Genomic DNA, 24,316 nt, shown 5'->3' with positions numbered 1-24,316 from the left:
CTCCTGGAGCTCCACCTGGTGGCCCCGGCCGCGACCGAAGCCCCTGCCGCCGGCACCGTCTCCCGCTTCCGCACCTGCGAACCAGGCGTCTGCCGCCTGACGGAGGACGAACGCCTGGTCCTGGTCGTCCTGGCCCAGCGCTACCTGCGCCAGGAGCGCCACCCCGGCCCGGTCTCCTGGAAGCAGGTGGCCGAGGACCTGACCCGCATAGCCCCCACCCGCGGCTGGACCCCCCGAATCGCCGCCCGCGTGGCCGTCTCCGTCCGCGTCCGCCTGGCCGCCGCCCGTACCGACGCCGGCCCCGCCGACCCGGAAGCCGACGCCCTCGATCACGACCTCATCAGAACCCTGCTGGAGAGCGCGCCCCTGATGCCGGCCGACCTCGAACTCCTGCGGACCGAGCATCCGGAGTAGGACTGCGCCGGGGTGGCGCCCGGCGGGATGATCCGCGACCCTCGCCGCTCCTGCTTACTCCGGCGTCACTTCTCCAGCGTCGCCGCGACCGGGTGGGAGGGCTCGTAGAGTCCTACCTCGCCGCCGCCGGGAAGGCGGAAGGCGGTGACGCGGCCCCAGGGCTGCTGGGTGACGGGGCGGGTGAAGACGATGCGCTTGCCGGTGAGCTCCGCCATCGTGGTCACGAGGTCCTCGCACATGAACATGAACTCGTGCGATTCCTTGCCCTCGGTCGGGTGGACGCCCAGCTCCGTCGGAGGGAGCTTGAAGATGAGCCAACCGCCGCCCGCGTCGACGTGCGGGTACTTCAGGACCTTCTGGAAGAACTCGCGGTCCGCCTCGGGATCGCGGCTGTAGAGGACGACGTGTCCGGCTGTGATCATAGCTGCAGGATACTCACGTACGTGCGCCGGGTGACTGTCGAATCGCTTCGACGATATTGTCGAACGCGTCGCTCCGCTAAATTTCCTGTATCGCATATTGACAGTTCAGGCGCACGGATTCAGACTTCGAAGCGCTTCGACAATCCACTCGTCGAATGCTGCCCACCGTTCCACCCACGGTTCGAAGGGATGAAGCGCAATGACGCGCACCCACAAGAAGCTGCTCCGCCTGGCGGTCGCCGGGCTGTTCGCCGGCACCGCCACCGCCGTCGCGATCGGCCCGGCGCAGGCCGCTTCGTGCACCACCTCGGCGCAGTACGGCTCGTGCACCAGCGGCTCGTACACGATCTACAACGACGAATGGGGCAGCGGGCACGGCTCGCAGACCCTGTGGGTCAACAGCTACAGCAACTGGGGGGTGTACTCCACCCAGCCGAGCACCTCCGGGGTCAAGGCCTACCCGAACGCGTCGATCTCGGTCGGCAAGTCGCTGAACTCGCTCTCCACGGTCTCCAGTTCGTTCAACGAGACCGTGCCGAGCTCCGGCAACTTCGAGTCCGCGTACGACATCTGGCTCAACTCCAGCTCGTACGAGGTCATGATCTGGACCAACACGGTCGGCAACGTCAGCCCGGCCGGCTCGTCCATCGGCGACCTGACGATCGACGGCAACACCTGGAACGTGTACGTCGGCAGCAACGGGTCGAACCCGGTGTACTCGTTCTGGCGCACGTCCAGCGAGAGCAGCGGCACGGTCAACATCCTCGACCTGCTCAAGTGGATGGAGAACACGAAGGGCTACTTCTCCAACCCGACGCTCTCGACGGTCCAGTACGGCTTCGAGATCAGCGGCACCGGCAACGTCCAGGAGGACTTCACGATCAACTCGTACTCGACCTCCATCAGCTAGCCGGGAGCGAGGCCGGGCCGCCGCACGAGATCCGTGCGGCGGCCCGGCCACTCACTCGGCGCCGGTCAGCTCGTCGTCATACGGTCAGCTCGCGGTCAGATCGAGCCTCGCGAACGCGTCGTCAGGGACGGCGGGGGACAGGGGCGCCACCGGCTTCACCCGGCGGTACGCCTCGCCCGGCTCCGGGCGCGGGTCGGCCTCGCCCTTGTTGGGCCACAGCGACATCGCGCGTTCGGCCTGGGCTGTGATGGTGAGCGACGGGTTGACGCCGAGGTTCGCGGAGACCGCCGAGCCGTCCACGACCGAGATGCCGGGGTAGCCGTGCAGGCGGTGGTAGGGGTCGATGACGCCCTGGTCCGGGGTCTCGGAGATCGGGCAGCCGCCGAGGAAGTGCGCGGTCAGCGGCATGCCCATCAGCTCGCCGAGGTTCGTGCCGGGCAGCCCGCCGATCTGGTCGGCGAGCAGCCGCGCGGCCTCGGCCGCCTCTGGGATGTGCACGGGGTTGGGCGCGCCGTGGCCCTGACGCGCCGTCAGCAGGCCGCGCCCGGGCCACCTTTTCCGCAGGTAGGTGCTCAGCGAGTTGTCGTGCGTCTGCATGACCAGGCCGATGATCGAACGCTCCGACCAATGCCGCGTCGTCAGTGTGCGCAGCACGAGCAGCGGGTGCGAGATGTAGCCCCACGCGGCGGCGATCGGCTTGGGCATGCGTCCGCCGACCTTGTACTGCGGCACGCACATCAGGGCCATCGTGTTCGAGCCCTTGCCGTAGCGCACGTTCTCGATGTGCGTGTTCTCGTTCGGGTGGATCGACGAGGTGATCGCGACGCCGTGGGTGAAGTCCGGCTGCTTCCCGGTGCCGCGGCGCTTGCGGTACGGGCGCGGGGCGGTGATCGCACCGACCAGCGCTTCGGAATTCGTGCGCGTCAGGTCGCCGAGGCGCGCGGATATCCGGGGGAGTCCACCGCGTGCCTGGACGCGGTGCAGCAGCGTCTGGGTGCCGTAGGTTCCGGCGGCGAGGACGACCTGACTCGTGCGGATGACCGTGGGCTTGGCCTTGCGGCGCTTGTCGGTGGGGACGACATGGATCTCGTAGCCGCGGTCCGCGCCGCCGGCGTCGTAGACGGACTTCACATCGACGACCGTCGACATCGGGCGGATCTCCGCGCCGGCGCGCTCCGCGAGGTACAGGTAGTTCTCGGTGAGGGTGTTCTTCGCGCCGTGCCGGCACCCCGTCATGCACTCGCCGCATTCGGTGCACGCGCGGCGCGTCGGGCCCGCGCCGCCGAAGTACGGGTCCGCGGCCTCCTCGCCCGCCTTCGCGCGGCAGCCGTCGCCGTCCCGGCCGTCGCCGAAGAACACGCCGACCGGCGTGAGCGTGAAGCTGTGGCCCACGCCCATCTTCTCGCCGGTCGCCTTCAGGTACTCGTCCGCCTCGGTCGTCGTCGGGTTCTGCCGCACGCCGAGCATCCGCTGCGCCTGCCGGTAGTACGGCCGCAGCTCGTCCTCCCAGTCGGTGATCGCGCCCCACTGCGGGTCCTCGAAGAACGCGCGCGGCGGGACGTACAGCGTGTTGGCGTAGTTCAGCGAGCCGCCGCCCACGCCGGCGCCGGCGAGCACCATGACGTTGCCCAGCAGGTGGATCCGCTGGATGCCGTACAGCCCGAGGCGCGGCGCCCACAGGTAGTCCTTCGCCGCCCACGAGTTCCTCGGCAGCGTCTCCCGGGTGAACCGGCGGCCGGCCTCCAGCACCAGCACCCGGTAGCCCTTCTCGCTCAGCCGCAGCGCCGCGACCGAGCCGCCGAAACCCGAGCCGACCACGACCACGTCGTACTCGGGCCCGGCGGCGCGAACCTCACCTTCCGGCATACAACTCCTCGATATCCGTGGCGTACGCGGCGGCCACCGCGTGCCGCTTCACCTTCAACGACGGGGTGAGCAGGCCGTTCTCCTCGCTGAACTCGCCCTCGACGAGCTTGAACGCGCGGATCGACTCGGCCCGGGAGACCGCCTGGTTCGCGTACGCGACGGCCGCCTGGACCTGCGCCACGAGCTCCGGGTCGCGGGCCAGCTCGGTGAACGGGGTGTCGTACGGCCGGCGGCGCACCGAGAGCCAGTGTTCCTTCTCCTCCGGCTCCAGCGTGATCAGCGCGACGACGTAGGGCTTGCCGTCGCCGACGACCATGCACTGGCCGACGGGCACGCGGCTGCGCAGCCGGTCCTCGAGCATGCTCGGCGAGACGTTCTTGCCGCCGCTGGTGATCAGGATGTCCTTCTTGCGGCCGGTGATCGTCAGGTAGCCGTGCTCGTCCAGGCTGCCGAGGTCGCCGGTGGAGAACCAGTCCCCGTGCATCGACCCGGCGGTCGCCTCCAGGTTGCGCCAGTAGCCGGAGAAGAGCATCGGGCCCTTGAGCAAGACCTCGCCGTCGTCGTCGATGCGCACGGCGCCGCCCGGCAGCGGCACGCCGACGGTGCCGGGCCGCGGTTCGAGCGGCGGGTTCACCGTGGTGGCGGCGCTCGTCTCGGTCAGGCCGTAGCCCTCGTAGACCAGCACGCCGCAGCCGAAGAAGAACTGCGCCAGGTCGGAGTCGAGGCGCGAGCCGCCGCTGATGACGTAGCGGACCTTGCCGCCCATCGCCTCGCGCACCCGCCGGTAGACGAGCAGGTCGTAGAACTTGTGCGCGATGCGCAGTCCGAGGCCGGGACTCCTGCCCTCGCCGAAGATCGAGCGCATCTGGGCGTTGCCGTACCTGACGGCGATCCGGTCGGCCCGGTCGAACGAGGACGCGCGGCCCATCCGCTCGGCCGTGCCGCGTGCGATGTCGTGGATGCGCTCGAAGAAGTAGGGCACCGCGACGAGGAACGTCGGTTTGAACGCCTCGAGCTCGGGCCGCACCTCGTCCGGCTTGATCGTGGGCCACATGCCGATCGTGATGCCGCCCTCGATGCAGGCGATCTCCATCGCGCGGCCGAGCACGTGCGCCAGCGGCAGGAACAGCAGCGTCGACGGCTGCTGATGCGACCAGACCGCGCGGAACGTCGGAACCATGAGCTCGACGATGTTCGTCGCCTCGGCGTGCAGCGCGGAGTGGGTGAGCACGCAGCCCTTGGGCCGCCCGGTGGTGCCGGAGGTGTAGATGAGCGTCGCGATGGAGTCCGGTGTCAGGGTCGCGCGACGGTTCTGCAGCTCGCTGTCCGGCACCCCGAGGCTGAGCTCGGCCAGCTGCTCCAGCCCGCCCTGGTCGATGACCCAGATCGGCAGGGCCAGGTCGAGCACCGTCATGGCCTGCCGGGCGACGTCCGCGGTCTCCTCGTCCTCGACGATGATCATCCGCACGCCGGAGTCCTCGAGGATCCACTCCAGCTGCACGACGGACGAGGTCGGGTACACCGGCACGGTCTGCCCGCCGGCGCTCCAGATCGCGAAGTCGATGACGGACCACTCGTACCGGGTGCGCGACATCAGCGCGACCCGGCCGCCGACCGGGAGTCCGGCGTGCACCAGTCCCTTCGCCGTCTCGGAGACGTGCTGGGCGAACTCGGCGGAGGTCACCGGCAGCCAGCCCTGCTCGGTGCGCCGTCTCAGGGCTATCCGCTTCGGGTGCTGCCGGGCGTTGTCGAAGGGTATGTCGGCGAGGGACCCGCGGGTGAGCGGCTGGGCGAGCGGCTCGGTGGCGACCTCGCGGACCTTGCCGTGCTCGACGGAGAGATGGACGCGGGTGCGGTCGGCGAGGTCCTTGCGCCTGCGGGCGGCGCGCAGCCCTCGGTAGAACGTCCGTGCCATGAGCGGGCTCCTTTGCCTGCCTGAGTGGATCGTCCGCCGTCCGGTCCCGAACAGCCGCTCCTCCTTACCTCTGAGTAAACTTACTCATCGGTAGGGGAAAAATCCATGGCCGGACGCCGTCTGTTCTGCGAAACGGCGAGGCCAGGGCGAAGCGGACAGGTGGGGTCGGTCCAGGACGGATGATCGGATCGGTCAGTGACGACGCGAGGCTAGCCCGCCGCGGCGCGCGCCCCGGGAGTGCGACACGCCGACCGGCCAGGCTCTACCGCCTCTTTACCTTCCGTCCCACCAGGATCGGCGGCACCACTCAGACGGCGGCCGGCGATTCCGGCGGAACCCACACCTCGCCGTCGAGCACCTGCTGCATACCCACCCACATCATGCCCATCAGGCGCAGAGTGACCCTTTCTGGCGATTCGCCCGGGTGGCGCTCCATCCAGTCGGTCAGCGAGTCCGCCGCGCCGACCAGGGCGTGCGCGACGAAGTCGGCGTCCGCCTCGCCGAGGTGCGTGGGCGTCGGGCCGAGCGCGATGCCCTCGAGCACGAGCTTGCGCACCTCGTCGAGGATCGTGCGCCGCGCCCGGTCGATCTCCCCGGCGATCGTCTCGCCGAGGTCGGGGGCCTGCCGGTGCAGCACGGCCCAGCTGTCCCGGTGGTCGGCGACGAAGCCGAAGAACGCCTGCAGCCCGGCCCACAGCCGCAGTTCGGAGGTGCCGCCGGTCCCGGCCGCGTCCTGGAACGCCGCGACCAGCCGCTGCTCCTCGCGGCGCAGGCACGCGAGGAAGAGTCCTTCCTTGGACTCCAGGTACAGGTAGACCAGCGGCTTCGAGACGCCGGCCTGCTCGGCGATGTCGTCCACCGAGGCCGCGCTGTAGCCGCGCCGGGCGAAGACCTGGATCGCGCAGTCGATGATCTGCTGCTCGCGCTCCCCGCGGGGCAGCCGCCGGCGGGTCCGTTCCTCGCTCGACGGCCGCGCCGCCTCCCCGTGCGGCGGCCGTTCCCGGGCCGTTCGCCGGTCATCGGTGGCACCGCGTCCCCGGGTGGCAGCCGTCCGTGGCCGTTCCTCGTTCATCGGTTGCACCTTGTCACCTTAGTGCCGGGCCGGGTAGCTTACTGACCCGTCAACTTACTCTAAAGTCAGGAGCAGGGCGGCCCATGACCGGATTCTCGCTGGAGCTGACCGACGAGCAGCGGGAGCTGCGCGATTGGGTGCACGGTTTCGCCCGCGACGTCGTGCGCCCCGCCGCCGCCGAGTGGGACGAGCGCGAGGAGACGCCGTGGCCGGTGATCCAGGAGGCCGCGAAGATCGGCCTCTACGGCTTCGAATCCCTCGCCGACCTGTTCGGCGATCCGAGCGGGCTCTCGCTGCAGATCGCGAACGAGGAGCTGTTCTGGGGCGACGCCGGCATCGGCATGGCCCTGTTCGGCACCTCGCTGGCCGTCGCCGGGATCTTCGCGGCGGGGACGCAGGAGCAGCTGTTCGAGTGGGTGCCGCAGTGCTTCGGCGACAAGGACGCCCCGAAGGTCGCCGCGTTCTGCGTCTCCGAGCCGCAGGCCGGCTCCGATGTCAGCGGCCTGCGCACCCGCGCCCGGTACGACGAGGCCAAGGACGAGTGGGTCATCTCCGGCCAGAAGGCCTGGATCACCAACGGCGGCATCGCGAACGTGCACGTCGTCGTGGCGAGCGTGGAGCCGGAGCTCGGCGCGCGCGGCCAGGCGGCCTTCGTCGTGCCGCCGGGCACCAAGGGCCTCGAGGCCGGCCGCAAGATCAAGAAGCTCGGGCTGCGCGCCTCGCACACCGCCGACGTCTTCCTGGACGAGGTCCGCGTCCCCGGCAGCTGCCTGCTCGGCGGCAGGGAGAAGCTGGAGGGCCGCCTCGCCAAGGCCCGCGAGCGCCTGGCCGCGGCCGAGGCGGCGGCCTCCGGCACGAAGGAGCAGCGCACCGCCCAGGCGCAGGGCCAGGCCCAGCAGGCCGCGATGGCCACCTTCGAGGTCAGCCGCCCCACCGTCGGCGCCCAGGCCCTCGGCATCGCCCGCGCCGCGTACGAGTACGCCCTCGAATACGCCGGGCAGCGCGAGGCCTTCGGCCGCACCATCATCGAGAACCAGGCCATCGCCTTCGCGCTCGCCGACATCCGCACCGAGATCGAGATGGTCAGGCTGCTGATCTGGCAGGCCTCCTGGATGGCCCGCAACGGCAAGCCCTTCGACGCCGCGCAGGGCTCCATGTCCAAGCTCCGCGCCGGCGAACTCGCCGTCGCCGCCTCCGAGAAGGCAATCCAGATCCTCGGCGGCGCCGGCTACAGCCGCGAGCACCCCGTGGAGCGCATGTACCGCGACGCGAAGATCTACACCATCTTCGAGGGTACGAGCGAGATCCAGCGGCTGGTGATCGCGCGCGCGATCAGCGGGAAGTACATCCGCTGATCAGGTCCGCCCGCGGGTCCGCGGGGCGGCCGGCGCCCGACGGATACGACGGCCGAGCGGCTGCCGCTCATCGAGCAAGATCAAGCGGATGCGAATAGAGTGGAGATCAAGTTCTTCCCTGTCTCGGGGCGGTCCAGGACCCCGCGAAGGATCTGCTGACTCGCCCCCGCCACCTTTGAGGGGGCGACCGATGACCGATTCGGCAGCCGTGCGAGACCATGTGCCGGCCATCGCCACCGAGAAGCTGACCAAGCGGTTCGGCTCCTTCACCGCGCTCGACCGGCTCGATCTGGAAGTGCGGCGCGGCGAAGTGTTCGGCTATCTCGGTCCCAACGGGGCCGGCAAGTCGACCACGCTGCGCCTGCTGCTCGGTCTGATCCGGCCCACCGGCGGCAGCGCCCGCATCTTCGGTGTCGACGTGGGCGACGTGAGGCGGGTCCACGAACGCATCGCCTACGTTCCCGGCGATGTGGCGTTGTGGCCGAGGCTGACCGGAGGCCAGTGCCTGGAGCTGTTCGGCCGCCTGCACGGGCAGGTGGACGCGGATCTGCGGGACGGGCTGGTGGAGCGGTTCGAGCTGGACACGTCGAAGCGGGCCCGAGCGTATTCGAAGGGCAACCGCCAGAAGGTGGCGCTGGTGGCCGCCTTCGCCACCGGCGCGGACCTGATCCTGCTCGACGAGCCGACCAGCGGACTCGACCCGCTGATCGAGGCCGAGTTCGTCAAGACGGTCCGGGAGGTGGCCGCGCAGGGCCGGACGGTGTTCCTCTCCTCGCACATTCTGGCCGAGGTCGAGACCCTGTGCGAGCGGGTGGGGATCCTGCGGGAAGGCCGGCTGGTCGAGGTGGCCGATGTCGGCAAGCTGCGCACGATGCACGGAACCGACGTGGAGGTCGACCTCGACGGCCCCGCCCCCGACCTGAGCCACGTCCCCGGAGTCGCCCGGGTCGACCCGACACCGGAGGGCGTCCGAATCCAGCTGTCGGACGAGCCAGGACCGCTGCTCCAGGCGCTGGCGCCGGCCAAGGTCACCGCGCTGCGCTCACGGGAGGCGTCGCTGGAAGAGGTCTTCCTCGGCTACTACTCCTCAGACGGCGCCGGTGACAAAGCCAAAGCCGGGGCCGGAGCCCGGGCCGGGGACGGCGAGGTCGGCCATGGTCGCTGACACCGCGCTCGCACCGGCACGCGACGTCCGCCGGCCCCTCCACGCCGAGCGCGCGAACGTCCGGCTGGCCGTGCGACAGGTCTGGTTCGGCGGCCTGGTCATAGCGGCGTCCACCGGGCTGCTGCTCTGGATGGGCGTCAAGTCCTTCCACAAGTCGCAGCAGTCGGGAGGAGGGCTGCTGGCTCCGCTGGCGGACAACCCGGCCGTGCGCGCGATCTACGGGCTGCCCACCGCCATCGACACCCTGGGCGGCTTCGCGGTCTGGCGCGTCGCGCTGTTCGTCACGCTCCTGGGCACGGTGTGGGTGACCCTCGCGACGACCCGGGTGCTGCGCGGCAGTGAGGAGACGGGCCGCCTCGACCTGGTACTCGCCAATCCGCTCTCGCTCGTCCGCGCGACCTTCACGAGCTTGGCCGCCGTCTTCGCGGTCCCGGTGCTCACGGTGCTCGTGGCCGGCTCGGTGCTGCAGGGCGGCGGCGCCGCCGCGGCGGGGTCCTGGCTGTATGCCGGAGGCCTCGGTCTGCTGGTGGTCACGTTCATGGGACTCGCGGCACTCGCGTCGCAGTTGCTGCCCGAACGCCGTCGCGCCAACGGACTCGCCATGGGTGTCCTGTTCGCCACGTTCGTGCTGCGCATGTGGGCTGACGGAGGCACGAACAGCCAATGGGCACGATGGACCACGCCTTTCGGCTGGCTTGAGCAGTTGCACGCGTTCGGGGGCAACGACCTGCTGCCGCTCGTCCCGCTGGAGGCCGCGCCGGTAGTGCTCGTGACGCTGGCGCTGGTGATGTCGGGCGAACGGGATACCGGCGCCGGAATGGTGCGTGCCGCCGACACCAAACAGGCGAGCACCCGGCTGCTGTCCACGCCGCTGGCCTTCGCGACTCGCCGACAGAGCGGCGAGTTGGGCGCGTGGGCCGCCGCGATAGTGGTACTGGGCGTGCTGTCGGGCGGTCTGGCCGAGACGCTGGTCGGGTTTCCGCAGAGCCAGCCCGAGGCCACGAAGCTGCTTCAGCAGGTGGGCATGGGAGCTGCGATCACGCCCGGTGGCTTCATAGCCATCATGAACGTGTTCTACGTGGTCGTCCTCGCTACCTACGCCATCGCCTCCGTCCACGCCGACTACGACGACGAGATCACGAACCGTCTGGACCTGCCGTACTCCAACCGGGTGAGCCGGACGGCGTGGTCGGGTTCCACCGTGCTGGCGACCACCGCCGTCTTGGTGGTGCTCACGATCGTGTTGGCACTGGCGACCTGGATCGGGTCGTCCGCGGCGAACGCAGGACTGTCCATCGGCGACTCGTTCGCCGCGGCAGCGAACGTGCTCCCGGTACCGATCCTCTTCCTCGGGCTGGCGGTGCTGCTGCACGGGGTCCGACCGTCGTGGGCAGCGGGAGCCGTCAGCGTTCTGGCCATCGGCCTGTACATGGTCCAGCTGATCGGTCCGGCGCTCTCCTGGCCGACCTGGGTGCTGGACCTCTCGCCGTATCACCATCTGGCCTTGGTCCCCGCGGAACCCGCGGCGTGGACCGCGCTCGTGGTCATGCTCTGCATCGCTGCGGTCTGCGGTGCTCTAGGCCTTTTCGCCTACAGCCGCCGGGACCTGCAGTGAGGCGAGGCGGCACGTCCTACCTGAGATCTCGCTCGTGGAACAGGCCGCCGTCGACCCATGAGGTGTAACGGTGATCCAGGCTGCGCACGTCGATGGCCACGATGTCCGTCAGCGCGACGCCCCGGTCGAACAGCGAGTTCCGCAGCGCTTCGTCTCGGGGCGTGCTGGTCTCGAACAACACGGTCCAGCGCTCGCCGACGTCTGTGTCGCTGCCGTGTTGCTGACGCCACACCGCCCAGCCCCGGGCGAGTACCTGGGCTCTCGCGGCGAGGTATTTCTCCTCGACGGCGTGCCGTGCCGCGTTGCGCGCAGCGTCCTCGCTGTCGAACAGCGCCATCACCACGACCGGATCGCCCATGCTCGCACGCTAGGCCTTTCGCGTGCTGTCAGCACCCGGCGACGGGCATCCGGGTGACCGCAGCGGGGCCCGGCCCGACCGCAGCGGCTGGGTGCCTGGTCAGACCTTTGCGAGGTCGGCCTTGAGCGTGGCGAGGTCGATGCCGCCGACCTTGCCGGCGTGCTCGAACTCCTCGGAGAGGATGACCCACGCCTCGTCGCCGTACGTGGACCACCAGTCCCAGGCCATCGGCTGCACCGCGCCCCAGGTGATCGCGTAGAGGTACTGGTCGTCGTAGCCGAGCAGCGGGATCGCGTGGCCGCCCTCGATGGGCTGGGACTGCCAGTCGGCCACCAGCGTCCAGGGCTGGCCGGCGGCGAACTGCGTCTGGGCGTTGTTCGGGACCTGGATGCCCACGTAGACGCCGCCGAAGAACGCGATGGCCTGCTTGAGCGCGTCGAGGCTGTGCACGTTCACCGGGGCGTAGCCGGCGATCTTGTTGCTCCACAGCCCTTTGCTCATCCACGTCTTGAGCACCTGCGACTCGACCAGGCCGGTGTCCTTTCCGCCGGTGAGCTTGAGGTACTGCGCGATGACCTCCTGGTCGGCCGGGACCGGCATCTGCTGGCCGGTCTCCGCGTTCCACGACTGGATCAGGTGCGCGGCCGCCGCCATCGTGCAGTCGCCGTACGTGTCGTTGCCGTCCATGGGCCAGGACACGACGTTCTTCGCCCAGTCCACGGCCGCGGGGGCCTGCGGGAGCGGCTGGGCGATGTACGCGGGCATCTCCTTGAGCTCGACCGGGAACTGCGGCGCGAGCTTGCCCATCTTGCCGGGCGTCCGCGAGCTCGACGGGGACATGGACGGGGACGTGGTCATGGATGGCTCCGATCGGTGCGTCGTCGTTGACTGACCTCATCCTCACTCTGCCGCGATACCGCCGCATCCGCTCCGTTTTTCATCGATTGAGGCGTGAACGGCCCTGTCTAGCCCGGAAGATCCCGGGATCGACAGGGCCGCGCAGCGTGCGGGGGCGTGCGTACGTTACGCCGTCCGAATCAACCGACGATGACGGCGACGCGAGGTCGGCGGCTCCGTCGAATCGGCTGCCGCGGAGTGTCAGGACCCGGACGGCGAGCCGTAGTACGGATTCTGCGGCTGGGGCTGCGGCGCGTAGTTCGGAGGCGGCGACGGGTACCCGGTCGACGTGCTCACCGGCGGCATCGGCGCAGGCGGCGGAGTGTTCGGCCGAGGCGAGTCCGACCAGGCGTACTGCGGCGTGGCCAGCACGGTCTCGCTGCTCGGCTCCTGGTCGTAACGCTCCGGCCCGCGCTGCTCGCGGCGCTCGCGGCGCTCGGAGTTGTCCCAGCCGAGCGTGATCTTCACGGCGGCCTTGGCCCTGGCGTCGGCGATCAGGCTGACCGCGATGCCCGACGAGAAGTCGATGTCGAGGCCGAACTCGATCTCGACCTTGTCCGGCGCGGCGTGCGCGAGGCTGTCGCGCACCGACTCGGCGATGCCGGATACGGCGTCCGTGAAGCCCTGAATCTGCTGCGCGTCGTCGACGGACGGCGCGAGCGAGCGCTTCCTGCGCCGGGCGAAGCGGCCGGGGCCGGTCGAGCCGATCGGCGGGGGAGCACCCGGAGCGGAGCCCGGCGCGCCGGCCGGCAGACCGGGCGGCGGGGGCGGTGCGCCGGGCGTCCAAGCGTCGGCGGACGAATCGCCCGACGACGGTGCGGACCCGTAGGGCGCCCCCGCCGGCGCGGGCGCCGCTCCGTAGCCGCCGCTCGCGCCGGGCGCCGAAGGGGGTCCGCCGTATCCGCCCTCGGGCATCGGGGGCGGGGGAGGCGAATCGGGTGAGTCGTCCTCGTCCGGGGCTTCGTCCTCGGGCTCGTAGTGCTCCGCGTCGTCATCCTCGACGCGGACCCAGATCACCTGCCCGCTCGGCAGCTTCATCGGTCTGGCCGTGCCTGGCATCGGCGCCCACCCCTCGTCGTCGTGATTGCTGCCGGATCATATCGGCTCGCTTCGGGCACGGTCGCGTCATGGCTGACACCCGGTTGACACCGCCCCCGTACCTCGTGCGAGGCATCGTCGACAGGCTGGGCGAAGCCGGCCGGGGCGGCTTCGCCGGCGGTCGCGGGAGCTGAGCGCGCTCAGCCGCCTGACTCGTGGAGATGATCGTGCAACGCGCGGGCGACGTGGCCCATCAGCGCCTCGGCCGCAGGCTGAGATGCGGCCGGGACGTTGGACTCGGTGAGCGCGGCGACTGCGTAGGCCGCGCCGTCCTCGTGCTCGACGACGCCGGCCTCGTGGCGGAGGTTGAGCAGCGTGCCGGTCTTCGAGGACCAGGTGGACGCGTCGGAGATGAAGTCCGGGCCGAGCCGCTGCCGCATGGTGTTCGCGCGCATCAGCATCCGGACGCGCGCCGCGACCTCGCTCGGGATGGCCGATGGCCTCCACAGCGCTTCCAGCAGGTCGACGTACGCGCGTGCCGAGCCGGCGTTCGCGCGGGTGACGTCGAGCTGGGGCAGTCCGGAATCGAGGCCGGCCTCGCGCGCTCCGATCGCCAGCGTCTGGGCCACCAGCACGTCGGAGGGTGTCGGCGCCTGCGCATTGCCGCGCATCGGATGGCGAGCCGCGATGCCGGTGACGCCGTAGCGACGCAGCACGTCGGTGACCTCGGCCGGCGGCACGAGAGCGAAGAGCGCGTCGGCGGCCGGATTGTCGCTGATCGCGACGCAGAGGTAGAGCAGGTCGTCGACCGCGATTCGGGCCGCGTGCCGGAACTGGCTCAAGCCGGCCTCGAAGCCCGAGGCCGGGGGCCCCGGCCGCACGTCGACCGGCATCGCGCCGTCGAGTCTCCCGGCGTGGATCCGGTCGAGCACGGCGACGGCCAGCGGCACCTTCACCAGCGACGCGACCGGATAGACGACGTCCGGGTCGATGCCGATCTCGCGCCCGTCGGACAGGTCCCGGACGAGGAAGGACCCGGTCAAGCCCGCGTCGGCGAGCTTCTTCCGCAGCTCGCCGATCAGGTGTGCGTCCGAGGGCCGCCGCCAGGATTCAGGCATCTGCGTTCCTCGCCGCCGCCCCGAGTGCCCGGGCGATGTGCGCCCCCAGCGCCTCGCGCACCCGGACCGCGTCGTCGCCGGTCATGGCGTAGCCGCGCGCGACCGGAAACCCCGCGATCGGCCGCCAGGCCAGCCGCAGGTCATCCGCCTGCCGCGCGGAGCAGAGCAGGAGATCACGGGAGCGGAGCACCGCGCCCGCCGCCGCCACGAGCGTCGGCGCCACGGTGATCTGAGCAGGCAGCAGGGCGGCGCGGTGGCCGGAGTGGCGCAGTACGTCGCGGACGTGCGGGACGTCGTCCTCGGGCTGTATCCAGATCCTGCGGTACGTCGCCTCGGCGCGCGACGGTCGCAGCGCGGAAAGCCGGAACGGTGTCGTCGTGCGTTCCGCCGCCGAGGCCAGTCCCAGCGGGACCACCCACGTTGCGTCGGCGGGTGGGACCGCTTCGATCGCCGCCCGGACGTCGCGCGACCGCTGGAGCTCAGTCCGCTGCGACGGGCCGGCGCCCCGGACGTCCAGCATGAGCCCGGCTTCGCGGGCCGCCGCGTCGAGTCCGGCCAGATCGCGCACGTCGCAGGTCTCGGGGACCGCGAGAGTCAGCGGGCGCAGACGCGCCTCCTGCGCGTGGTACTCCAGCGCTTCGGCCAGCTGCACGAGGCGTTTGGCCGGCGGGAGCATGGCGCGGCCGAAGGTCGTGAGCACGGCCGCGCGCCGCGCGGACCGGTCGAACAGCCGCTGACCGAAGTGCTCCTCCAGCGCGGCGACGCGACGGCTGGCCACCGGCTGCGGCACCCGCGCGGCCGCCGCGCCCGCGGTGAAACTGCCGTGCTCGCCGACGTGCACGAACACCTGACAGGCCTTGACGAGATCCACGCATGCGATCGTATGCCGAGAGCGCATGAAAGTCCGCATTTCCGTCTTTGACCGCATGCGCGGGCCGGGGCAGGCTCGGACCATGCTCAATCCGGTCTATCCCACGAAGCGCGTGCTCGCGCTCGCCCTAGCCGCCGCTCTGCTCGCGGGTTGTTCGAGCACGGCTACCAGTCCCACCGCGTCCACCACCGCGAAGTCCTCCGGCACTGCTTCGACCGCAGCAGGCTCCGCATCTCCGACCGCTTCCGCTACGACGTCCGCCGCGTTCGCCGCCCTCGAATCCCGGTACCACGCGAATCTCGGCCTCTACGCCATCGATACCGGGACCGGCAGCACGGTCGCCTACAACGCCGACAAGCGCTTCGCGTTCTGTTCGACCTTCAAGACCTTCGCCACGGGCATTCTGCTCCAGCGCGATACGAACCAGCAGCTCAGTCAGGTCGTCAAGTACACGAAGGCCGACATCCTGTCCTACGCGCCGATCACTTCGCAGCATCTCGCCACCGGCATGACGGTCAGCGCGCTCATGGCCGCCGCGCTCGACTACAGCGACAACACCGCCGCGAACCTGCTGCTGCGTCAGATCGGCGGGCCCTCGGCGTTCCAGGCAGCGCTGCGCGCCGAGGGTGACGCGACCTCGAACGTGGACCGGAACGAGCCGACGCTCAACTCCAACACTCCGGGCGACACGCGCGACACCACCACGCCGCGCACCGCGGCCGCCGACCTTCGCACGTTCGCGCTCGGCAGCGCGCTCACCGCAACCCGCCGTGCCCAGCTCGTCGCCTGGCTCCAGGCCAACACCACCGGCGGACCGTATATCCGCGCCGCGGTTCCCTCCGGCTGGAAGGTGGGCGACAAGACCGGCAGCGGCGACTACGGCGCGCGCAACGACATCGCCGTGATCTGGCCGCCGGACAACGCGGCGCCGATCGTCATCGCGATCTACACCAACCGCGGCGACAACGCGAACGCCACCTCCAACGACGCCCTGATCTCGGACGCGACGAAGGTGGCGCTCCGGCCGCTCACCGGTCAGGCGTGAGCCCAGCCGGATGCCGGCATCACGACTTCTCGCTCTTCGGGAGCTTGACGACCGTGAGGAAGAACTCGTCGATCTGCCGGATCGCGGCCATGAACTGGTCCAGGTCGACCGGCTTGGTCACGTACGCGTTGGCGTGCAGGCGGTAGCTGCGCATGATGTCCTCCTCGGCGGAGGACGTCGTGAGCACGACGACCGGGATCGCGGCCAGGTCGTCGTCGCCCTTGATCTGCTGGAGGACCTCGCGGCCGTCGTACTTCGGCAGGTTGAGGTCGAGCAGGATCAGGTCGGGGCGCACGGCGCCGGCGTGGGCGCCGCGCCGGTAGAGGAAGTCGAGCGCCTCCTCGCCGTCGCGCACCACGTGCAGGGTGTTGCCGATCTTGTTGTGCTCGAAGGCCTCGCGGGTGATCAGCTCGTCGGCGGGATCGTCCTCGACCAGCAGGACATCGATGGGCACAGGGGACTCCTGGGTCACGAGGTGGATCCTTCCAAGGCGCGGGCTCGCGCGTCGTCGTCGGCGTCCTGGCGGGCGTCGGGCAGGGGGGCGGCCGCGGGCAGGGTGAAGATGAAGCGGGTGCCGACCTCGCGCTCCTGGTCCAGCCAGATCCGGCCGCCGTGGTGCTCCACGATCTTCTTGCACAGCGCGAGCCCGATTCCGGTGCCGGAGTAGGCCTCGCGGCTGTGCAGCCGCTGGAAGATGACGAACACCTTCTCGGCGAACGCCGGCGCGATGCCTATGCCGTTGTCGGCGACCGAGACCCGCACGAAGCCGGGCTGGTCCGGGTCCGGGGACCAGGAGATCGAGACCTCGGGCTCGCGTTCGGGGGAGCGGAACTTCAGCGCGTTGCCGACGAGGTTCTGCCACAGCATGCTCAGCAGCGTCGGGTCGCCGGTCACGGCGGGCAGCGGGCGCTGCACGATCCGGGCGCCGCTCTCCTGCACCGCGTACTCGAGCCGGTCCAGCGCGCTGTCCAGGCAGGCCTGCAGTTCGACCCGCTCGCGCCGGTCGTTGGTACGGCCGACGCGGGAGAAGGTGAGCAGGTCGTTGATGAGCACCTGCATCCGCTTCGCGCCGTCCACGGCGTAGTGGATGTACTGCCGGCCGCGGTCGTCGAGCGCGTCCTCGTACCGCTTCTCGATGAGCTGGCAGAACGAGGCGACCTTGCGCAGCGGCTCCTGGAGGTCGTGCGAGGCGACGTAGGCGAACTGCTCGAGTTCCTCGTTCGAGCGGCGCAGCTCCTCGGCCTGGAGGTCGAGGGTCTGCTTCTGCTTGAGCAGTTCCGCGTGCTGCAGTTCGGTGTTGGCGAGCGACTGCACGAGCTTCGCGCGCATCGCGTCGAGGCCGGAGCTCAGTGCCCTGATGTCCTGCGGGCCGCTCTGGGTCAGCGGCGTGTCGAACGCGCCCTCGGTGACCTTCCGCGCCTCCTGGCGCAGCCGTCTGAGCGGCTTGAGCACCATCAGGTGCACCAGCAGCACGATGATGCAGACCGTCAGCAGGAACACGCCGAGCATGCTGACGAACGTCCAGTTGCGCTCGGTGTTGATGTGCGAGAGCTTCTGCATCGCCTGGCCGCGCTCGGCGTCGAGTTCGGACTCGACCGCGAGGAACCGGCCGCGCAGCTGCTCGAACGCCGTGTTGCTCGCCTCCAGGTCGCCCAGGCCGACGGACTTGCCGTTCTGCGCGGCCTGGATGAACGGCGCCGCGTAGTCGGTCTTCCAGGTCCTGATCTGCTGCTCGAGCCCCTGGACCTCGGCCAGCGCCCGCACGTGGCCGTTGAGCTGGCTCTTGAGGTTGGCCAGGTCGCGCTGCAGGCCCTGCTCGCCCTCGTAGTAGGGGCGCAGGAAGTCGGTGTCGTGGGTCAGCAGGTAGCCGCGGATGCCGGTCTCCTCGTTGACCATCGCGCTCTGCATGTCCACCAGCGCGGTGCGCGCCGGGCCGAGGCTGGAGATCAGGTTGTTCGAGGCCTGCGAGGCGCGGGCGAAGACGATGACGCCGATCACGCTGAACCCGATGACGAGCACGACCATCGTTGCGATCACGGAGTAGAACCAGCCGCGCACGCCGAGGCGGCCCGAGCTGACGTAGGTGTCCACGCTCCGCTTCACGCGCCCGCGCCCCCGATCCGGAGGTGCAGCACGGCGACGTCGTCGCAGTCGCCGCGGCCGGTGCGGTCGCGGGTCGAGGCGATCAGCCCGTCGATGAACTGCCGGTCGGCCAGGTGCGCGAGCTCGTTGGCGGTCTCGACCATCCGGTCGATGCCCCAGAGCCTGCCGTCCTCGTCCCGGTTCTCGTAGAGGCCGTCGGTGTAGAACAGCAGCTCGCTGCCCGGCTCCATCGGCACCCGCGCCTCCGGCCACTCGGACAGGCCGGGCACGATGCCGAGCGCCGGGCCGTGCGCCGAGTCGAGCAGCTTCACGGCGCCGCCGTGCCGCAGCAGCAGGCCGGGATGCCCGGCCCGGACCAGCCGCGCGTGCGAGTCGCCGGGAAACCAGGTGAGCGTCGCGAGGGTCGTGAACGTCTCGTCGTTGCGGCGCTCTGCCATCAGCAGCTGCTCCAGGCTGTCGAGCAGCTCGGGGCCGGTGTGGCCGACCAGGACCAGCGTGCGCCAGGCCACGCGCAGCGCGGCGCCGAGGGCGGCCTCGTCCGGGCCGTGGCCGGAGACGTCGCCGATCATCGCGTGCACGACGCCGTCGTTGGTCTCCACGACGTCGAAGAAGTCGCCGCCGAGCAGCGCGCCCGAGCGGTGCGGCAGGTAGCGCGAGGTGACCTTGAGCGGGGCCTTGTGCAGCAGCGGCGTGGGCAGCAGCCCGCGCTCCAGGCGCACGTTCTCGGCGGCCCGCCAGCGCGCGGCCTGCAGGTCCGACGCGGCGCGCTCGGCCCGCTTACGCTGTACGGCGTAGCGGATGGTCCGCGCCAGCCATTCGGCCTCGACCTGGCCCTTGACCAGGTAGTCCTGCGCTCCGGCGCGGACCGCGGCGAGGCCGGCGGCCCGGTCGTCGAGGCCGGTCATCACGACCACGGCGGTCGACGGGAGGGTGGGCAGGAAGTCGCTCAGGGCGCCGATGCCCTGCAGGTCGGGCAGGTGCAGGTCCAGCACCAGGCAGTCCACGTCGCCGGCCCGCAGCTTGGCGGCGGCGTCCTGGGCGTTCGCGACGCGGGTGACGGAGGCGTTCAGGCCGCTGTCCTCGATGAGCTCGGTCGTGAGCAGGGCGTCGGCCGGATCGTCCTCGGCCAGCAGGATTCGCAGAGTGTCCTCGGCGGCGGCCCTCGCCTGAGGCAGATGGCCTCCCGGCCGCACGCTCTCGTGCACTTCGCTAAGCCTCTCCTCCGGGTGCGCACCTTACGCGGTTCGTCGCTGCACGGTACCGCAGCAAGCCGCGAAAACGCACACCCGGGGCCTTCGACCTGCGGTTACATATGGAGCGCGGCCTCTTCGAGGGTGGGGAAGACGGGCACCAGCGCCTCGCCGCCGGACAGTGCCAGGAACTCGCGCACCCGCGGCCGCACGCAGGCCAGCACCAGCCGCCGGCCGTGCCGGGCGAATTCGGCGGCGGCCGCGCCGATCGCGTCGAGGCCGGTCAGGTCGAGGTGGTAGAGGCGTCCGAGGTCGAGCAGCACGTCGGGGCCGGTGCCGGCGCCCGCGGCGGCCGCGAGCGCGGTGCTGAACTCCGCCGCCGTCCCCGCCTCGAGCTCGCCGTCCACGCCGAGCACCAGCGGCTCGCCTGTTTGGAGCGCCGCGGCGCCGCGCACCTGGATGGATGTGGTGGGGATGGGCTCGGTGACGGTCACGGCGGGTCCCTTCGTCGGCAGTCAGACGTTTCAGCCGGTTAACCGCTTCCGCCCGATCCATGCCTCTTGTGATCTTCCTCTCAGCCGCGCGGCCGGGTTTGCGAGACGATGGGACGGTTAAGAGGCCGACTGAATCCGAGGAGGCTTGACCCATGGAAGACGAGGGATCCGCGGCGGCGGCGGCGAAGCTCGGCCTGGCACCGGGAACGCGAGGCTGCCTGTTCGACCTGGACGGCGTGCTCACCCAGACCGCCAAGATCCACGCCAAGGCCTGGAAGAAGACCTTCGACACCTTCCTGCACGCCTACGACAGGCGGACCGGCCGGCAGGACGCGCCCTTCGACGAGAAGGCCGACTACGAGGACTACGTCGACGGCAAGACCCGCGAGGACGGCATCCGCTCCTTCCTGGCCGCGCGCGGCATCCAGGTGCCGGAGGGGGGTCCGGAGGACGCGCCGGGCACCGAGTCGGTGCACGGCATCGGCGCGGCGAAGCAGTGGGCGTTCGTCTCGCTGCTCGAGCAGCACGGGCCGCAGGTGTACGAGGGCTCGATCCGCTACGTGAAGGCCGCGCGGGAGGCCGGGCTCGGCTGCGCGGTGGTCACCTCGAGCACGAACTGCGCGGACATCCTGCGCGCGGCCGGGATCACCGACCTGTTCGACGCGACGGTCGACGGGCACGACGTGTCCGCGCAGAAGCTGCGCGGCAAGCCGGCCCCGGACAGCTATCTCGCCGGTGCCAAGGCGCTCGGGGTCGATCCCGCGTACGCGGCGGTGTTCGAGGACGCGCTCTCCGGCGTCGAGGCGGGCCGCGCGGGCGGATTCGGCACCGTCGTCGGCGTCGACCGCATCGGCGGCGACCACGCCGCGCATCTGTCGCAGCACGGCGCTACGGTCGTGGTCAAGGACCTGAGCGACCTGCTGGGAGCCAATCGGTGATCGGACACACCTGCTTCGACAACGACCCCTGGACCCTGCCGGAGAACCGGTTCGAGATCGACCTGCTGCCGCACACCGAGTCGCTCTTCGCGCTCTCGAACGGCCACATCGGCTGGCGCGGCATCCTCGACGAGGGCGAGCCGCACGGGCTGCCGGGCACCTACCTGAACGGCGTGCACGAGCTGCACCCGCTGCCGTACGCCGAGGCGGGATACGGCTACCCGGAGTCCGGTCAGACGGTCATCAACGTCACCAACGGGAAGATCATCAGGCTCCTGGTGGACGACGAGCCCTTCGACGTGCGCTACGGCACGCTCGTGTCGCACAAGCGCGTCCTCGACCTGCGCGCCGGAGTCCTGCGGCGCGACGTCGTGTGGACCTCCCCGACTGGCCGGACCGTGCGCATCCGCTCGACGCGGCTGATCTCGCTGACGCAGCGGGCCATCGCGGCCGTGCGCTACGAGGTCGAGCCGCTGGACGGCCCCGCGCGCATCTCGCTGGTCTCGGAGCTCGTCGCCAACGAGGAGCTGCCGCACCGGCACAACGATCCCCGCGCCGCCGCGATGCTGGAGAACCCCCTCGTCAGCGACCTGCACGCCGTCGGCAAGACGCGCATCACGCTCGTGCACACCGTGCGGCACAGCGGTCTGCGGGTGGCGGCCGCGATGGACCACACCGTGGAGCTGCTGTCCGAGCACGAGGGCGAGTGGAACGACCCGGAGGCGCTCGACGTGCGCGTCGACTCCGAGCCGGACCTCGGCCGCTGCCTGGTCAGCGGCGTGGTCCAGCCGCACCAGACCGTGCGGCTGACGAAGTTCGTCGCGCACGGCTGGTCCGCGAGCCGCTCGCTGCCCGCGATGCGCGACCAGGTGGACGCCGCGCTCGCCGCCGCGCACTACGGCGGCTGGGACGCGCTGTGCGCCGAGCAGGCCGACTGCCTCGGCGAGTTCTGGAGCCGCGCCGACGTCGAGATCGAGGGAGACGCCGAGATCCAGCAGGCGGTCCGCTTTGCGCTCTTCCAGCTCGTGCAGTCCGCGCGCCGGGCCGAGCAGCGCGCCATCCCGGCCAAGGGGCTGACCGGCAACGGCTACGACGGCCACGCTTTCTGGGACACGGAGTCGTTCGTGCTCCAGGTGCTGACGTACATCGACCCGCAGCCGGTGGCGCACGCCCTGCGCTGGCGGCATTCGACGCTGCCCGACGCCCGCGAGCGCGCCGCGCAGCTCGGGCTGAACGGCTGCGCGTTCCCCTGGCGGACCATAACGGGACAGGAATGCTCGGCGTACTGGCCGGCGGGTACGGCGGCGTTTCACGTCAACGCCGACATCGCCGACGCCGTGATCCGGTACCTGCGCGTCACCGGCGACGTCGAATTCGCGCACGGCGAAGGCATGGAACTGCTCGTCGAGACGGCCCGGCTCTGGCATTCGCTCGGCCATATGGACGAAGCCGGGGACTTCCGGATCAACGGCGTCACCGGTCCGGACGAATACAGCGCCATCGTGGACAACAACATCTACACGAATCTGATGGCGCAGCAGAACATGCTGGTCGCCGCCGAGGTCGTCGCGCACCACCCGGAGCACGCCAGGAAGCTCGGCGTGGCCGCGGAAGAGGCCGAGGCTTGGCGCGAGGCGGCGGACGCGATGTTCATCCCCTATGACGAACTGCGCGACGTGCATCCGCAGTCGGACGGATTCACCGACCACGAGATGTGGGATTTCGCGGGCACGCCTCCCGAGCACTACCCGCTCCTGCTGCAGTACCCGTACTTCCAGCTCTATCGGAAGCAGGTCGTCAAGCAGGCCGACCTCGTCCTCGCGCTGCAGATGCGGTCCGAGATGTTCACGCTCGACGAGAAGCAGCGCGACTTCGACTACTACGAGCCCCTGACGGTGCGTGACTCCTCGCTCTCCGCATGCAGTCAGGCGGTCATCGCCGCGGAGGTCGGCTGCGGCCGCCTCGCGTACGACTACCTGGCCGAGGCCGCGCTGATGGACATCGACGACCTCGAGCGCAACACGTCGGACGGCCTGCATCTCGCGTCGCTGGCCGGATCCTGGATCGCGCTCGTCTCCGGCTTCGGCGGAATGCGGCACACGGACGCCGGGCTCTCGTTCTCGCCGCAGCTGCCGGAGGGCTGGACGCGGCTGTGCTTCGGGCTCGTCCTCGGCGACGGCCGGCTGCGGGTCGATGTGCGGACCGATGGGGTCACGTATGAGTACACGGGCAAAGGCCCGCTCGAAGTGCGTCATGGTGACACGCTGATGCAGCTCGAACCGGGCACGTCGGAGACTCAGCCGCTCAGCCCGCCCAAGCAGCGACCCGCGCCGCCCCAGCCCGCGGGACGCCAACCGGCGCGCCGCGCGCACGACGCCGTTCGCGTCTCGGTGTGATCGCAGCTGACATGTGATCGAATCAGCGGGCCGGCAATGCGTTTGCGATCGCGCGGAACGGTCACTCGGTGGATCGGTCGCGGAATGAGGGAACCGGGACTGGCGCCTGGCGCGTCAACTTCAGGCGTCGGTGCGCGTGTGCCAAGGTGGAGAAGCCGTCGATGAGTCTCACGGAATCCCGCGGAACACCCGGTGCGGTTACGCCGGACGGTTCGCGGTTTCGGCACGAGGCGCTGTTCTATGCGGGAGTCGAGCAGTTCGTGCGGCGTACGGCCCGGTACGTCCGCGAGGCGCTCGCCGCCGCGGAGCCGGTGCTCGTCGCCGTGGTGGAGCCGCGCGCCAAACTGCTGCGCGAGGAGCTGGGTGCCGAAGCGGACGCGGTCGAGTTCTTCGACATGGAGCGCGTCGGACGCAACCCGGCCCGGATCATCCCGGCCTGGCAGGACTGGGCGCAGCGGAACCTGGGGGCGGGCTCCCGGTTTCGCGGCGTGAGCGAACCGCTCTGGCCCGGCCGCACGAGCGCCGAGATCCGCGAATGCCAGAAGCACGAGCAACTGCTCGAGGCCGCGTTCACCGGCGGGCCGGCCTGGTCGCTGCTGTGCCCCTACGACCTCGAGGCGCTGCCGGTGGACGTCATCGCGGCCGCGCACCGCGCGCACGCGGGCATCTCGACCGGGAACGTGCTCGTGGACCCGCTGCCCGACCTCGGCGCGCCGATCATCGAGGTCCGGTTCGACCTCGACGCGCTCGCCGACCTTCGCGCGGCCATCCGCTCCCACGCGGCCGAACTCGGCCTCGCCGACCTGCGCATGGCGGACTTCGTGCTCGTGGCCGACGAACTGGCGGCGAACAGCGTGCGCCACGGCGGCGGCAGCGGCGTCCTGCGGCTGTGGCGCCAGGGCGACTACGCGGTCTGCGAGGTGCACGACCTCGGCGTGATCACCGACCCGCTCGTCGGCCGTCGGCGGCCCGACTTCGCGCACCACGTCGGCGGGGCCGGCCTGTGGACCGCGAACCTGCTGTGCGACCTGCTGCTCATCCGCTCGGCCGAGGCCTACGGGACCTCGGTGCGGGCGCACTTCTCCGTCGTCGCCGGAGGCTGAGGACCGGCCCCGCGGGGCGCAGACGCCCGGG

At 70.7% G+C, this 24,316-nt stretch carries 20 protein-coding genes and 2 pseudogenes; 9 read left to right on the top strand and 13 right to left on the bottom strand.

What is annotated here, in order from left to right:
* A pseudogene (locus KDK95_RS10775) lies at positions 1-414 on the top strand (FHA domain-containing protein); the annotation flags it as partial.
* Between the two features lie 65 nt (positions 415-479).
* Here the strand turns inward: KDK95_RS10775 and KDK95_RS10770 are convergent.
* On the bottom strand, positions 480-836 hold the full coding sequence (locus KDK95_RS10770; protein ID WP_212517933.1) for a VOC family protein: 357 nt from the start codon (positions 834-836) through the stop codon (positions 480-482).
* 199 nt (positions 837-1,035) lie between these two features.
* Here KDK95_RS10770 and KDK95_RS10765 point away from each other — a divergent pair, with 199 nt between their 5' ends.
* Entirely contained in the window at positions 1,036-1,746 is a 711-nt protein-coding gene (locus tag KDK95_RS10765) for a GH12 family glycosyl hydrolase domain-containing protein (protein WP_212517932.1), read from the top strand.
* A gap of 84 nt (positions 1,747-1,830) precedes the next feature.
* On the opposite strand, the gene KDK95_RS10760 is transcribed toward KDK95_RS10765, so the two are convergent.
* The 3 genes from KDK95_RS10760 to KDK95_RS10750 all read right to left on the bottom strand — a co-directional run bounded on the left by KDK95_RS10760 (position 1,831) and on the right by KDK95_RS10750 (position 6,599).
* A complete protein-coding gene (locus tag KDK95_RS10760; protein WP_212517931.1) occupies positions 1,831-3,612 on the bottom strand; it encodes an FAD-dependent oxidoreductase in 1,782 nt (593 codons plus the stop codon).
* Entirely contained in the window at positions 3,599-5,527 is a 1,929-nt protein-coding gene (locus KDK95_RS10755; protein WP_212517930.1) for an AMP-dependent synthetase/ligase, read from the bottom strand. The genes KDK95_RS10760 and KDK95_RS10755 overlap by 14 nt, the downstream gene beginning before the upstream one ends.
* 307 nt (positions 5,528-5,834) lie before the next feature.
* Entirely contained in the window at positions 5,835-6,599 is a 765-nt protein-coding gene (locus tag KDK95_RS10750; protein ID WP_212517929.1) for a TetR/AcrR family transcriptional regulator, read from the bottom strand.
* A gap of 83 nt (positions 6,600-6,682) precedes the next feature.
* On the opposite strand from KDK95_RS10750, the gene KDK95_RS10745 reads away from it, so the two are divergent.
* The 3 genes from KDK95_RS10745 to KDK95_RS10735 all read left to right on the top strand — a co-directional run bounded on the left by KDK95_RS10745 (position 6,683) and on the right by KDK95_RS10735 (position 10,734).
* A complete protein-coding gene (locus tag KDK95_RS10745; RefSeq protein WP_212517928.1) occupies positions 6,683-7,954 on the top strand; it encodes an acyl-CoA dehydrogenase family protein in 1,272 nt (423 codons plus the stop codon).
* A 190-nt stretch (positions 7,955-8,144) separates the two neighbouring features.
* Positions 8,145-9,119: an ABC transporter ATP-binding protein gene (locus KDK95_RS10740; protein WP_212517927.1), complete on the top strand. Its 975-nt coding sequence runs from the start codon at positions 8,145-8,147 to the stop codon at positions 9,117-9,119.
* A complete protein-coding gene (locus KDK95_RS10735) occupies positions 9,109-10,734 on the top strand; it encodes an ABC transporter permease (RefSeq protein WP_212517926.1) in 1,626 nt (541 codons plus the stop codon). The genes KDK95_RS10740 and KDK95_RS10735 overlap by 11 nt, the downstream gene beginning before the upstream one ends.
* Positions 10,735-10,750: 16 nt before the next feature.
* Here KDK95_RS10735 and KDK95_RS10730 read toward each other — a convergent pair whose 3' ends face one another.
* From KDK95_RS10730 to KDK95_RS10710, 5 genes are all read right to left on the bottom strand, one after another.
* Positions 10,751-11,092 carry a hypothetical protein gene (locus tag KDK95_RS10730; protein ID WP_212517925.1) on the bottom strand — a complete coding sequence of 114 codons (342 nt, stop codon included), beginning with the start codon at positions 11,090-11,092 and terminating at the stop codon, positions 10,751-10,753.
* A gap of 99 nt (positions 11,093-11,191) precedes the next feature.
* A complete protein-coding gene (locus KDK95_RS10725; RefSeq protein ID WP_212517924.1) occupies positions 11,192-11,950 on the bottom strand; it encodes a hypothetical protein in 759 nt (252 codons plus the stop codon).
* Between the two features lie 240 nt (positions 11,951-12,190).
* On the bottom strand, positions 12,191-13,027 hold the full coding sequence (locus KDK95_RS10720) for a CU044_2847 family protein (RefSeq protein ID WP_212517923.1): 837 nt from the start codon (positions 13,025-13,027) through the stop codon (positions 12,191-12,193).
* A gap of 200 nt (positions 13,028-13,227) precedes the next feature.
* Complete coding sequence (locus tag KDK95_RS10715; RefSeq protein ID WP_212517922.1) at positions 13,228-14,145, bottom strand: serine hydrolase; 918 nt, start codon at positions 14,143-14,145, stop codon at positions 13,228-13,230.
* The gene (locus KDK95_RS10710) at positions 14,138-15,016 is read right to left on the bottom strand and encodes a LysR family transcriptional regulator (protein ID WP_212517921.1); all 879 of its coding nucleotides are present in this window, start codon (positions 15,014-15,016) and stop codon (positions 14,138-14,140) included. The genes KDK95_RS10715 and KDK95_RS10710 overlap by 8 nt, the downstream gene beginning before the upstream one ends.
* Before the next feature lie 82 nt (positions 15,017-15,098).
* Between KDK95_RS10710 and bla the strand changes: the two genes are divergently transcribed.
* The gene (gene bla / locus KDK95_RS10705; protein WP_212517920.1) at positions 15,099-16,061 is read left to right on the top strand and encodes a class A beta-lactamase; all 963 of its coding nucleotides are present in this window, start codon (positions 15,099-15,101) and stop codon (positions 16,059-16,061) included.
* Positions 16,062-16,080: 19 nt separating this feature from the next.
* Here bla and KDK95_RS10700 read toward each other — a convergent pair whose 3' ends face one another.
* The 4 genes from KDK95_RS10700 to KDK95_RS10685 form a co-directional block, all read right to left on the bottom strand.
* Positions 16,081-16,515, bottom strand: coding sequence for a response regulator (locus tag KDK95_RS10700; RefSeq protein ID WP_212517919.1), 435 nt, complete (start codon positions 16,513-16,515; stop codon positions 16,081-16,083).
* Positions 16,516-16,529: 14 nt separating this feature from the next.
* Positions 16,530-18,152: a sensor histidine kinase gene (locus KDK95_RS10695; protein WP_212517918.1), complete on the bottom strand. Its 1,623-nt coding sequence runs from the start codon at positions 18,150-18,152 to the stop codon at positions 16,530-16,532.
* Positions 18,153-18,160: 8 nt separating this feature from the next.
* Positions 18,161-19,369 carry a PP2C family protein-serine/threonine phosphatase gene (locus KDK95_RS10690; protein WP_212517917.1) on the bottom strand — a complete coding sequence of 403 codons (1,209 nt, stop codon included), beginning with the start codon at positions 19,367-19,369 and terminating at the stop codon, positions 18,161-18,163.
* A 101-nt stretch (positions 19,370-19,470) separates the two neighbouring features.
* Entirely contained in the window at positions 19,471-19,848 is a 378-nt protein-coding gene (locus tag KDK95_RS10685) for an STAS domain-containing protein (RefSeq protein ID WP_212517916.1), read from the bottom strand.
* A gap of 152 nt (positions 19,849-20,000) precedes the next feature.
* On the opposite strand from KDK95_RS10685, the gene KDK95_RS10680 reads away from it, so the two are divergent.
* The 3 genes and pseudogenes from KDK95_RS10680 to KDK95_RS10670 all read left to right on the top strand — a co-directional run bounded on the left by KDK95_RS10680 (position 20,001) and on the right by KDK95_RS10670 (position 24,285).
* On the top strand, positions 20,001-20,786 hold the full coding sequence (locus KDK95_RS10680) for an HAD family hydrolase (RefSeq protein ID WP_212517915.1): 786 nt from the start codon (positions 20,001-20,003) through the stop codon (positions 20,784-20,786).
* A pseudogene (locus KDK95_RS10675) lies at positions 20,783-23,155 on the top strand (glycoside hydrolase family 65 protein); the annotation flags it as partial. The gene KDK95_RS10680 and the pseudogene KDK95_RS10675, both read left to right, overlap by 4 nt.
* 188 nt (positions 23,156-23,343) lie before the next feature.
* Positions 23,344-24,285, top strand: coding sequence for an anti-sigma factor RsbA family regulatory protein (locus tag KDK95_RS10670; protein WP_212517913.1), 942 nt, complete (start codon positions 23,344-23,346; stop codon positions 24,283-24,285).
* The last annotated feature ends 31 nt before the right edge of the window (positions 24,286-24,316 follow it).

Origin of the sequence: Actinospica acidithermotolerans (genome assembly GCF_018139625.1) — a bacterium.
Classification (GTDB): Bacteria; Actinomycetota; Actinomycetes; order Streptomycetales; family Catenulisporaceae; genus Actinospica; species Actinospica acidithermotolerans.
Note: the sequence above shows the minus strand (reverse complement) of the source record. Positions and strands in the feature narration are given on the sequence as shown.